The sequence below is a fragment of the Halomonas sp. LS-001 genome, assembly GCF_052983955.1.
The window spans coordinates 2619620-2630897 of the sequence record NZ_CM129816.1; the positions used below are offsets into that span (position 1 = coordinate 2619620).

9 protein-coding genes are annotated in these 11278 nt (G+C 54.1%); 3 read left to right on the forward strand and 6 right to left on the reverse strand.

The window, feature by feature from the left end; translation table 11 throughout:
- The first annotated feature begins 1 nt into the window (after position 1).
- Complete coding sequence (rfaH, locus tag ACU6TU_RS11900) at positions 2–514, forward strand: transcription/translation regulatory transformer protein RfaH (protein ID WP_447141621.1); 513 nt, start codon at positions 2–4, stop codon at positions 512–514.
- A 79-nt stretch (positions 515–593) separates the two neighbouring features.
- Here the strand turns inward: rfaH and cysQ are convergent, their stop codons facing one another.
- From cysQ to ACU6TU_RS11920, 4 genes are all read right to left on the reverse strand, one after another.
- Positions 594–1376, reverse strand: a complete 783-nt coding sequence (gene cysQ / locus ACU6TU_RS11905; protein ID WP_447141622.1) for a 3'(2'),5'-bisphosphate nucleotidase CysQ — start codon at positions 1374–1376, stop codon at positions 594–596.
- 106 nt (positions 1377–1482) lie between these two features.
- The gene (gene cysN / locus ACU6TU_RS11910) at positions 1483–3387 is read right to left on the reverse strand and encodes a sulfate adenylyltransferase subunit CysN (protein ID WP_447141623.1); all 1905 of its coding nucleotides are present in this window, start codon (positions 3385–3387) and stop codon (positions 1483–1485) included.
- Positions 3387–4289 (reverse strand): sulfate adenylyltransferase subunit CysD, encoded by a 903-nt coding sequence (gene cysD, locus ACU6TU_RS11915; RefSeq protein WP_447141624.1) that lies wholly within the window; start codon positions 4287–4289, stop codon positions 3387–3389. Before cysD ends, cysN begins: the two co-directional genes overlap by 1 nt.
- Positions 4286–5194 carry a helix-turn-helix domain-containing protein gene (locus ACU6TU_RS11920; RefSeq protein WP_447141625.1) on the reverse strand — a complete coding sequence of 303 codons (909 nt, stop codon included), beginning with the start codon at positions 5192–5194 and terminating at the stop codon, positions 4286–4288. Before ACU6TU_RS11920 ends, cysD begins: the two co-directional genes overlap by 4 nt.
- A gap of 136 nt (positions 5195–5330) precedes the next feature.
- Here ACU6TU_RS11920 and ACU6TU_RS11925 point away from each other — a divergent pair, with 136 nt between their 5' ends.
- Positions 5331–7058 (forward strand): SLC13 family permease, encoded by a 1728-nt coding sequence (locus ACU6TU_RS11925; RefSeq protein ID WP_447141626.1) that lies wholly within the window; start codon positions 5331–5333, stop codon positions 7056–7058.
- An 82-nt stretch (positions 7059–7140) separates the two neighbouring features.
- Positions 7141–8601: a cytochrome P450 gene (locus tag ACU6TU_RS11930; RefSeq protein WP_447141627.1), complete on the forward strand. Its 1461-nt coding sequence runs from the start codon at positions 7141–7143 to the stop codon at positions 8599–8601.
- A gap of 144 nt (positions 8602–8745) precedes the next feature.
- Here the strand turns inward: ACU6TU_RS11930 and ACU6TU_RS11935 are convergent, their stop codons facing one another.
- Both ACU6TU_RS11935 and ACU6TU_RS11940 read right to left on the reverse strand, forming a co-directional pair.
- Positions 8746–9558 (reverse strand): phosphoadenylyl-sulfate reductase, encoded by an 813-nt coding sequence (locus ACU6TU_RS11935; RefSeq protein WP_447141628.1) that lies wholly within the window; start codon positions 9556–9558, stop codon positions 8746–8748.
- Positions 9559–9713: 155 nt separating this feature from the next.
- A complete protein-coding gene (locus ACU6TU_RS11940) occupies positions 9714–10757 on the reverse strand; it encodes a glycosyltransferase (RefSeq protein WP_447141629.1) in 1044 nt (347 codons plus the stop codon).
- Positions 10758–11278: the final 521 nt, after the last annotated feature.

Consider the following 11278-nt stretch of genomic DNA (forward strand, 5'->3'; position numbering starts at 1 on the left):
CATGTCAGTGCCGACTAATCAATCGGAAGCGGCTTGGTACGTGATTCAATGTAAGGGCGGAGAGTCCTTTCGGGCGGCGGAAAACCTCGGCAACCAGGACTACGAGGTGTTTCATCCCGTCCTGAATGTAAAGCGCAGGCGCGGCGGCAAGCTGGGTAACGTCTGTGAACCGCTATTCCCGCACTATCTGTTTATCCGCCTTGACCAGATTGCCAGCAACTGGCGGCCGATTCGCTCAACCCGTGGCGTTCTTAAACTGTTGACTTTCGGAGACACACCGATACCGGTCTCGAATGCACTGATCGAAACACTCCAGCAACAGCCACATGAACAGGATGGCATCCACAGCTATTTCACGCCGGGGCAAAAAGTCACGATTACCGAAGGCCCTTTCAAAAACCTGGAAGCGATCTTCAAAAGCACCAAAGGCGAAGAGCGTGCCATCGTTCTGATCAACATGCTCCAGCGCCCCCAGCAGATCGAGATGAGCGTGCATCAGTTGAACAAGGTCTGAGTGAGGGGTGAGGGGTGAGGGGTTACTCCTCACAAGCCCGAAGGGCGCTTACCCCTCACAAGCCCAAAAGGCGCTCACCTTACGCCTTACCGCAGCCCCATACAATAAAATGCGGGTTGAGCTTTTCAGATGGGGTGGCATAGCTAAGCGGCGTGCCATCCAGGTTTTCCACCCGGCCGCCCGCCTGTTCAACCACCGCGTGAGCCGCACCGGTATCCCACAGGCAGGTAGGCCCAAGGCGCGGGTAAACGTCAGCTGCCCCTTCGGCAATGGCGCACAACTTGAGCGAGCTGCCCATCGGCACCATCTCGTGGGCACCCAGGTCATCCAGCCAGGCAGCCAGATCAGGGCTCGGGTGAGAACGGCTACCGACGACCCGCCAGGCCTTGCCACCGTCTGGCTTCCCGGCAACCTGAATCGCATGGCGCTCGCCATTTTCAGCGACCTTGAAAGCCCCTAGACCTTCTGCCGCCAGGTAGGCTGTTCCCAAGGCAGGCGCTATTACCACGCCAAGCACCGGTTTACCCTGCTCGATCAAGGCGATATTGACGGTAAACTCACCGTTTCGCTTGATGAACTCCTTGGTGCCGTCAAGCGGGTCCACCAACCAGTAACGCCCATCATTATCGGCACCGGAAAAGCCGGCTTCATCCTCTTCCGAAAGCACCGGAATACCCTGCGGCAAGGCATTCAGCCCTTTAGCGATGATTTCATGGGCGGCTTTATCTGCTTCGGTTAGCGGGCTTTTATCTTCTTTCTCTTCGACACTAAAGTCGCGTGCGTAGACCGTCATGATGGCCTCACCCGCTTCGCGGGCAATCGCCTCGACGCTCTCTAGCAGCGCTTGATCAATTAACGCCATACTTATGTCCTTATGCTGAGTCGTGTCACGAATAATCAACGTGCATCCTGGCAAGATACGCCCCGCTAACCTTGGGTTAGCGGGGCAATATCATCTGCTTGACAAGTTAGTTGATTAAACCGCGTTCACGTAATGCCGCAATAACCGCATCAGCGGCTTCTTCGGGCTGCATTTTATCGGTATTCAGATGAATTTCCGCTGCTTCAGGCGCTTCATAAGCGGAATCAATGCCCGTGAAGTTCTGCAGCTCGCCACGACGCGCTTTCTTATACAGACCTTTCGGGTCACGCTCTTCCGCAACGGATAGCGGCGTATCGACGAAGATCTCAATAAATTCGCCATCATCCAGCAGGTCGCGGGCCATACGGCGCTCGCTGCGGAAAGGCGAAATAAAGGCGGTCAACACGATCAGACCAGCATCCACCATCAGCTTCGAAACTTCAGACACGCGACGAATGTTTTCAACCCGATCAGCATCCGTAAAGCCAAGGTCACGGTTCAGCCCGTGGCGTACGTTGTCGCCATCCAGCAGGTAGGTATGCTGACCCTGGGCAAACAGCTTCTTCTCGACCAGGTTGGCAATGGTTGATTTGCCCGCCCCGGAAAGTCCGGTGAACCACAGCACCGCTGGCTTTTGCACCTTGGCTTCAGCACGTGCCTGCTTGTCGATATCCACATGCTGCATGTGAATATTCTGACTACGACGCAGGGCAAAATTAAGCATACCGGCGCCCACGGTATTGTTGGTCATACGGTCAATCAGGATAAAGCCGCCGGTATCCTGATTTTCTTTGTAGGGATCAAAGGCGACCGCTTTATTCAGACTCAACGTGCAGACCCCGATACCATTCAGATCCAACTGCTTACTGGCCGTATGCTCAAGGGTATTGACGTTGATCTGATATTTGATATCCGTCACCGTCGCACTGACGGTCTGAGCACCCAGCTTCATCAGGTAAGGTCGCCCCGGCAGCAAGGGATCATCATGCATCCACACCAGCGACGTCTCGAACTGATCCGCGGTTTGGGCCGGAGAAGCAACGCCGGAAATGACATCGCCACGCGAGATATCGATTTCGTCTTCCATCAGCAGCGTGACCGACTGGCCTGCCACTGCCTGCTCCAGATCACCATCAAAGGTATAGATACGGGCTACCTTGCTGGTGCTGCCAGAAGGCTGCACACGGATTTCATCACCCGGTTTGACGATACCGCTGGAAATCATGCCGGTAAAACCACGGAAATCCAGATTGGGGCGGTTAACCCACTGCACCGGCATGCGGAAAAGGTCGCGCTGCAGGCGCTCGTCATCCACTTCCACGGTTTCCAGGTAGCCCATCAGGGTGGTGCCGTGGTACCAGGGCATCTTCGCGCTATGCTCGATGACGTTATCGCCCTTCAGCGCCGACATCGGAATAAAGGTGATGTTTTCCAGCCCTAGCTGCTTGGCAAAGATACGGTACTCTTCGACAATCTCATCAAAGCGGGCCTTGGAATAATCGACCAGATCCATCTTGTTGATGGCCACAATGATATGGCGCATGCCCATCAGTGACATCAGGAAGCTGTGACGACGCGTCTGTGTCATGAGGCCATGACGCGCATCCACCATCAGAATTGCCGCGTCAGCGTTGGATGCGCCGGTCACCATGTTACGGGTGTACTGCTCATGCCCTGGGGTGTCGGCAACAATAAACTTGCGTTTATCGGTGGAGAAAAACCGGTAGGCCACATCAATGGTAATGCCCTGCTCGCGCTCCGCCGCCAGGCCATCAACCAGCAGAGCGAAATCCATATCGCCGCCCTGGGTGCCGTATTTCTTGGAGTCGGCTTCAATGGAGGCCAGCTGGTCTTCAAACAGCAGCTTGGATTCAAACAGCAAGCGACCAATCAGGGTGCTTTTACCGTCATCAACGCTACCGCAGGTAATAAAGCGCAACAGCCCTTTATGCTCATGCGATTTCAGGTAGCTTTCGATGTCTGCGGCGATCATATCGGATGAATGTGCCATTAGAAGTACCCCTCCTGCTTTTTCTTCTCCATCGAAGCGGCGCTGTCGTTATCAATCACGCGCCCCTGACGTTCGGACGTATTGGTCAACAGCATTTCCTGAATGATGGCCGGTAACGTATCAGCTTCGGACTCGATAGCCCCTGTCAGCGGATAGCACCCCAGCGTACGGAAACGCACCTTGCGCATCATTGGCACTTCGCCTGGCTCAAGCGGCATCCGCTTATCGTCAACCATGATCAAAGCACCATCACGCTCAACGACCGGGCGTTCGGCAGAGTAATAAAGCGGTACAATCGGGATGTTCTGTAAATAGATGTACTGCCAGATATCCAGCTCTGTCCAGTTGGAAAGCGGGAAGACACGAATGGACTCACCCTTATGCTTACGCGTGTTGTAGATCTTCCAAAGCTCCGGGCGCTGGTTTTTTGGGTCCCAGCGGTGCTGAGCTGTACGGAAGGAGAAAATACGCTCTTTGGCACGCGATTTTTCTTCATCACGACGCGCACCACCAAAGGCAGCATCAAACCCGTATTTATCGAGCGCCTGCTTCAACCCTTCGGTTTTCATGATTTCGGTATGAATCGCCGAACCATGTGTGAAGGGATTAACGTCTTTCTCAATCCCTTCCGGGTTGATATGCACAATCAGCTCCATGCCACTTTCGCGTGCCATAACATCACGAAAATCGTACATGGCACGAAACTTCCAGCGAGTATCAATGTGCATCAACGGGAACGGAGGCGGTGACGGGGCGAAGGCTTTACGCGCCAGATGCAGCATGACCGCACTGTCTTTGCCGACGGAATAGAGCATCACCGGATTATCCGTCTCGGCGACCACTTCCCGCATGATCTGGATGCTTTCCGCCTCCAGCCGTTGTAAATGGGTAAGGGATGTCATCGTTTTACCTGCTTGCGTTTGGAATCAGAGTTAGAGTTATTGAAAACAGAAGTACTTGAAACAGAAGTACTTGAAACAGAAGTACTTGAAACAGAACTATTGGAAACAGTTCTTTTAAAGCCAGTGTGAACAGATCCGCCGCGCACCAGGCCAATATCTGCTGGTACCTGTACCAGCCAGAAATCCCGCTGAGCGGCAAGCCATGCCGTTAACTCAGGGGCAGCGCTCAAGACAGCACCATGGAATACCAGTGCGGCTGGGCCATTGGCCGCCAGTGCCTTCAGCGATGTCAGATAATCCTGCGCAACGGGCGGACGCCTGAAACAGCGCATCCACAACCGGCCACGCGGACCATGGAAATACAGTTGATAAACAGAGCCGCCTGGAAGGGGAAGATGACGGACACCGCCCTGCCAGCGATGCGTAGCAGCATTAACGTTCTTGAACGCAGGCATTACTGCCTGACGGTACCAACGCCCTCGCGCTGAACGCTCTTTGCTCAACGGGGCCAGCGCCCAGGCATCTAATTTGAGCTGCTCGTCCTGCCACCAGTGTTCAACCGCCCGCTGAGTGAGCGCTTTAGCGTGAACCGTTTCCACGCGCTGTGCCAGGGCCGCACTGCTCCAGCCGGGCTCGCCTTCTGCTGGCAACTCATAAAGAGTTTGCCATAACGTCGCTTTTAGCGGCGCAGCCAGCACATTCGCCTGCCCCTTGTGGCGACCACGAGACTGAACGGGCACAGCGGACCAGCCGCCCTCACGAAACGCTTTCCAGGCAGCAGAAATTGTCGGTGCTGATAGCCCTGTAAGCTCGCACGCCTGAACCACAGTGAGACCATCCAAGCGCAACTGAACCGCCTTGATACGGCGTTCATTTAACTTTTCAGGCGATAAATGTTTAGTCATTTAAAGTTTTTTAACTCACTGTTTGCTAAGGATTTAAAATACAAAAGCCACTCAGTTACATCAAAGATTAGACACCATCATAAAAGGCTGCGTAAAATTGAGCAAGCCACTCGTTCATATTAAAGGACACTCACCGATGACGCCCTGGGCTGTTCTCGTTTCCATCGCCATTATGCTCGCCTGCCTGATCAGCGGGCGAGTCAAACCCGCGACGGCTTTTGTCAGCCTGGCTGGCGTATATCTGGTGACGGGGCTGGTAGATACCTCAACGCTGCTAGCGCAATTTACCAACCCGGCGCTGGCGACTTTGCTGTTGCTGTTGCTGGTATCACTTGCCCTGGAGCGCTCACCGTTACTGGACTGGCTATCCAGCCGCCTGCTAAAAGGTGATTCACGCTTTGCGACGGCACGCCTGATGGGCACCACGGCTGTTCTTTCCGCCTTTCTTAATAACACTGCCGTTGTCGCAGCTTTTCTCGGTGCCATATCCCGCCAGCACCATATTGCCCCCTCGCGCCTGCTGATTCCTCTCTCCTATGCTTCCATTCTGGGAGGAATTACCACGCTGGTCGGCACTTCCACCAATCTGGTGGTCAACTCTTTTTATCTGAATGCGGCGGGCAACGAGCTTGGCATGTTCCAGTTTGCCCTGGTGGGTCTTCCCGTAGCGCTGATCACTTTCGGTGTTTTGCTGTGGCGTGCCCAGAAGCTTCCACACCATCACCCGGAAGATACAGAAGAAAAGCTTTCCTACTTTCTAGCCGCCGACCTTCACGCCCAGTCCCCTATGGTCGGCAAGAGCATTGAAGAAAACGGCCTGCGCCGCCTGGAAGGCCTTTACCTGCTGGAAATCGAGCGCTACGGTCGTCTTATCAGCCCAGTCGGGCCAGAAGAGCTTCTGCAGCCCGACGACACCCTGGTATTCACCGGGGAGACCAATAAAGTTCAGGCATTGCAACGCTTTCAAGGGTTAACGCTGTTTGGTCATCAGGCTGACGATGTGCTGGCCACCAATTTGGTGGAAGTCGTCATCTCTCACGAATCGGAACTCCCCGGCAAAACCCTGCAGGACGTTGACTTCCGAAGCATGTTCAGCGCAGGCGTGGTTGGCATACGGCGCGGCGAAAAACGCCTAGAAGGCCAGCTTGGCAAGATTCCGCTGCGCGTCGGTGACTGTTTGCTACTGGCGGTAAGCGCGGATTTCCGTCAACACCGCAATCTGGATCGCAACTTCCACCTGCTAAGTGGCAGCTTCAAGCGGCCGCAGCTTAATCGCCGTGAAAGCGTGCTAACACTCAGCGGTTTTATTGCCGTTATCGGCCTCGCCACAGTTAATGTGCTACCACTTTTTCATGGGCTGATGCTATTACTCGGCGGGCTGTTGGTTGGCAAGGTGCTTAGCGTGACGGAGCTTCGCCGCCGCTTTCCCTTTGAACTCTGGCTGATTATCGGCTCGGCACTGGCCATTGCCCAGTCACTGCAGAGCTCGGGGGCTGCCACTTTGCTGACAGAAGGCATGCAGGCCATGTTCAGCGGCTATGGTATTTATGCTGCTTTTATCGGCTGTTATCTGCTGACCCTGCTGCTCACGGAAACTGTTACCAACAATGCCGCTGCCGCGCTTGCGTTTCCGGTCGCATGGAGCACTGCTCAAGCCTTTGGCGCCGACCCACTTCCCTTTGTGATGGCGGTTGCTTATGGTGCCAGCGCCTGTTTCCTAATTCCGTTTGGTTACCAGACGCATTTGATGGTTTATTCTCCTGGTCGCTACCGCGTCGCCGACTTTCTACAAACAGGCCTACCTGTCAGCCTTGCCTACTCCGCCGCCGTACTCATCATCACGCCGCTGGTATTTCCCTTTTGATTGAGCGCCATACAACTTATGCATTAAAAATAATGTAAACTAGGTAGCCACATATCACTATCGCCCAGAAGGCCCTTTGCTTATGTGCCCAACTGCTGCGCCTGCCGAAGTGGCTACCTCCATTCACGATTCGCTTCAGGATGCTTTTTTAAACGCTCAGAAAAAGGCACCTCCGGTGAGTGTTGCTCATGCCGCCGCTGATTCCAGCATGATGCAGCGCATGCATATGGCACAGCACAACCTGCTCCGTGTATGGCGCGAACGTGACTATTCAGTACGCACGTCGAAGATGACGTTGCTGAACCAGAATTACATTCTGTGCAACAGCCCCGATACCGTTCGCCACGTATTTCTCGCCGAGCATGCCAACTACGACCGCAAAAGCCCACATATGCGCCAAGCACTAACGCCACTTCTTGGCGACGGATTGTTTGTCAGCGACGGCGATTTATGGCGCACCCGCAGAAAACAGTGCGCACCCGCATTACATAATGGCCTGCTACCCGAATTTACCAAGGTGATGACAGCATCCGCTGAAGAAACCGCTCGCCAGTGGCACCAAAAGGCCGCTGACCAGCCCGTGGATATGCTCAAGGAAATGGCGCACCTCACTGCCCGAATTATCGGCAGAACCATCTTTGGTGACGACACAACGGACAAAGAAGCTGAGCAGGTTGTGGCAGGCTTTAGCGAATATCAGCAACACGCCGAACAGCTTGATCTTGCCAATATGCTAGGGCTGCCGTTTTTGAAACTGTTTGGCAACCCAAGACGTCGTGCGCGAACGCGGTATTCGGCACAGCAGGTACATGAGGTGATTGACCGTATTATTGATCGTCACATGAACACCCAAGGCGCGGAATCAGGCCGTTTCAGCTTGATAGAGAGTTTTATTGAACAAATGGGGGATCCCGCCAAAGGCGGCTGCCCGCATGCAAGAAACGCGGTACGCAATGAAGCTATCGTCATGTTTATGGCAGGCCATGAAACCACCGCCAACTCGCTAGCCTGGTGCTGGTACCTGCTGGATTATGATCGCGATGCCATGGCGAAGCTGCAACACGAACTCGATAGCGTTTTACAGGTGAGAACACCGACGTTCGATGATATCGATCAGCTTCCTTACACGCGGGCAGTATTTGAAGAATCGATGCGCCTGTATCCGCCAGTCCCTTTACTGAGCCGCCAGGCCAGAGAAGAAGACCAGATACGCAACCGCAAAGTCACCCGTAACAGCGTTATTCTGGCTGTTCCCTGGCTGTTACACCGTCATCGCAAACTGTGGGAAGCGCCGGATCACTTTATACCTGAGCGCTTTATGCCCGGCGCACCAAGACCCGATAAATTTGCCTACTTACCTTTCAGCGTGGGGCCACGCGTCTGTCTGGGTAAGCGCTTCGGGTTATATGAAGGCATCCTGTGTCTGGCGACATTGGCACAGCAGTTCACACCGCACTGCTTGCCGGATCACAAAACAGAGATTGAGTGCCGCCTGACACTGCGCCCAGAAGGTGGCCTACCGATGACACTGAACCCACGCTGAGTAAAGACACGGAAACAAGGCTACGGATACACACGGATCAACACGGATAAGGTCAAACCTAAAACCTAAAAAATTGTTGGGTTTTTATCCGTGTTCATCCGTGGCCAAAAATGATCTAAAGGTTTTATCCGTGGCACAAAACCGCTACAAATGCAGACCGCATTCACGCTGCAGGCCGAAAAAGCGGGTTTCTTCTTCCTGCATACCCGGACGCAGTGGCTGACTGGTATGCCAATCCCCGACGGTGACGTAGCCTTCTTCCCACAGAGGGTGATAAGGCAAATCGTGCTCGGTCAAGTAGCGGTGAATATCGCGGTTAGACCAGTCAATCAACGGATACACTTTATAGCGCCCATCCTGTCGTTGCTCGATAACCGGACGCTCACCTCGGGAACCAGATTGCTGACGTCTTAATCCAGCAAACCAGGTGCCAACGCCCAGATCCTCCAGTGCCTGCTCCATCGGCGCCACCTTCATCATCTGGTTATAATCCGTAATACCTTCAGCGCCCTGCTCCCACAGCTTACCGTAACTGGCTTCCAGTCTGGCGGGTGACATGTCAGGTGTCACCACCTTGAGATTCAGTTGCAAGCGCTCTGTGAGCGTCTCGATGAACTGATAGGTTTCCTTGAACAGGTAGCCTGTATCCACCAGCAGAACGGGCAGGTCAGGCTCAATACGTGTCGCCAGATGCAGCAAGACCGCTGACTGAATGCCAAAACTGGAACTCAGCACAAAAGCACCCGGCAAGTGCGCCAGCGACCACTCAACCCGCTCCTCGGCTGATTGGTGCTCCAGCGCCTGATTGGCTGCCGATAGTTCTGAAGCAGACAGTTCTGAAGCAGAAGCGGCTGCTAACGATGATTCTGAAAAAGATTGCCTGGCAACCGATAAGCCTGAAGCAGACAATCCAGATGCTGATAATTCATGTTCAGTGTGATGGGCGGATAGCGCCATGATCGCACCTCCCCTGGTAAGGATGGAGAATGCCACCATCATAGCCGCATATCACAAAGAACATAAAAGAATAAAAAATAATTTTATGATTCGATTAAAGTATATAGCTTTTGCGCTGCTCCATGGGCACCTTAATCGCTTCTACAGCGCTTGCTTTACAACGTTACGTCTTTGAGACCTTGCCAAAATGCCAATGTATGGCGTGGGTCGCCAATACGCTTGGCATCCAATGCGGCAGTACGTGCCATTCTGGCGGCCACTTCAGGGTTATCCAGCAAGTCGTTGAGTGCCATCTGCCAGGCTTCTGGTTCATCATCTACCAAAAACCCATTTTCACCGTGACGCACAATTTCCGTGTATGGGTAGCGGTTAGCATAGACACCTACGCCGCCCATCGCCGCAATATCCAGAAACTTGATGAATGACTTACCCTGATTGAACGGTGACTCCAACAACGGCGCTAACCCGATATGGATCTGATGACGGGTCTGATACCGACGAAATGCCTGCCACGAAAGCGGATCAGGCGTCGTCACCCGAGGTAACTGACAAAGAGACGCAGGTGTGTGCTTACCCAGCATGATTTCAATGGTACTGTCCTCCCGCTGCTGCTGAAGGGCTTGCAATGCAGGTGATATATGCACCAGATCATTCAGGTGAGCACGCGTGCCATGAAAACCAATACGCCACGGCGCCTGCCGAGAGGGAGGTGATTCAAAATGCGTAACAGAAGGCAGCTGAGCCAGCAGCGGCGGGGTTAATACCGATACCGAGGAATGACGCGAACGAAAGCGTGCAGCCAGCGCATCGCTGCACGCCACCACCTCGTCACACAACGCCAGCAAGCCAGCCTGTCGCTCAGCAATGTCCGCCATACGCTGTCGGTAATGATCAGGAAGCGTTAAATCGCTGGCTGCCGCTTCGATATCATCGTCAATCACATAGACCACACGTCCAAACTGAGCACGGTGTAGTTGCAGCCAGTCAATCCAGCGTCTTGGCAACGAGCGACAGATGATCAGATTAACGCCCACCATACGGCGCAGCAGCTTTTTGGCTAACCAGCCCTTCCAGCCACGTATATCCAGTCGCCCAACATCATCCCCACCAGCACGCAAAAGAGGCGCGACCGATTCAAGGAAATAGATATCCTCGGTCGGCCGCGCCCCGTCACTTAACACCAACCAGCGCTCACTCATTGACTCTACTCAATCATTTTTTAACAGGATGGAACCCTATCAATTCAGGCTCGCCTCACGGCAGGTTGGCGGCTTGCTTCGCGAAGCTATCCTACAAAACCTGGGGCATCATTAACGTAGGGCGGATTCACGACGTAATCCGCCCTCACCGACTTCAACCATGGCAAATATACAACGGCGGATTCCCGGCGTAATCCGCCGTTTCTCGACATCGGTACCAGCATCCGGCTCGCCTCGCGGCGAGTTGGTGGCTTGCTCCGCGAAGCCACCCTACAAAACCTGGTACATCATTAACGTAGGACGGATTCACGACGTAATCCGCCGTTTCTCGATATCGGCACCAGCCTCAGGCTCGCCTCGCGGCGAGTTGGTGGCTTGCTCCGCGAAGCCACCCTACAAAACCTGGTACATCATTAACGTAGGACGGATTCACGACGTAATCCGCCGTTTCTCGCGGTACCAGCATCCGGCTCGCCTCGCGGCGAGTTGGTGGCTTGCTCCGCGAAGCCACCCTACAAAAC

Excerpts from the sequence above, each read along its gene's own strand:
- rfaH (WP_447141621.1), top strand. The coding sequence starts at position 2 with ATGTCAGTGCCGACTAATCAATCGGAAGCGGCTTGGTACGTGATTCAA.
- cysQ (WP_447141622.1), bottom strand. The coding sequence starts at position 1,376 with ATGGCGTTAATTGATCAAGCGCTGCTAGAGAGCGTCGAGGCGATTGCC.
- cysN (WP_447141623.1), bottom strand. The coding sequence starts at position 3,387 with ATGGCACATTCATCCGATATGATCGCCGCAGACATCGAAAGCTACCTG.
- cysD (WP_447141624.1), bottom strand. The coding sequence starts at position 4,289 with ATGACATCCCTTACCCATTTACAACGGCTGGAGGCGGAAAGCATCCAG.
- ACU6TU_RS11920 (WP_447141625.1), bottom strand. The coding sequence starts at position 5,194 with ATGACTAAACATTTATCGCCTGAAAAGTTAAATGAACGCCGTATCAAG.
- ACU6TU_RS11925 (WP_447141626.1), top strand. The coding sequence starts at position 5,331 with ATGACGCCCTGGGCTGTTCTCGTTTCCATCGCCATTATGCTCGCCTGC.
- ACU6TU_RS11930 (WP_447141627.1), top strand. The coding sequence starts at position 7,141 with ATGTGCCCAACTGCTGCGCCTGCCGAAGTGGCTACCTCCATTCACGAT.
- ACU6TU_RS11935 (WP_447141628.1), bottom strand. The coding sequence starts at position 9,558 with ATGGCGCTATCCGCCCATCACACTGAACATGAATTATCAGCATCTGGA.
- ACU6TU_RS11940 (WP_447141629.1), bottom strand. The coding sequence starts at position 10,757 with ATGAGTGAGCGCTGGTTGGTGTTAAGTGACGGGGCGCGGCCGACCGAG.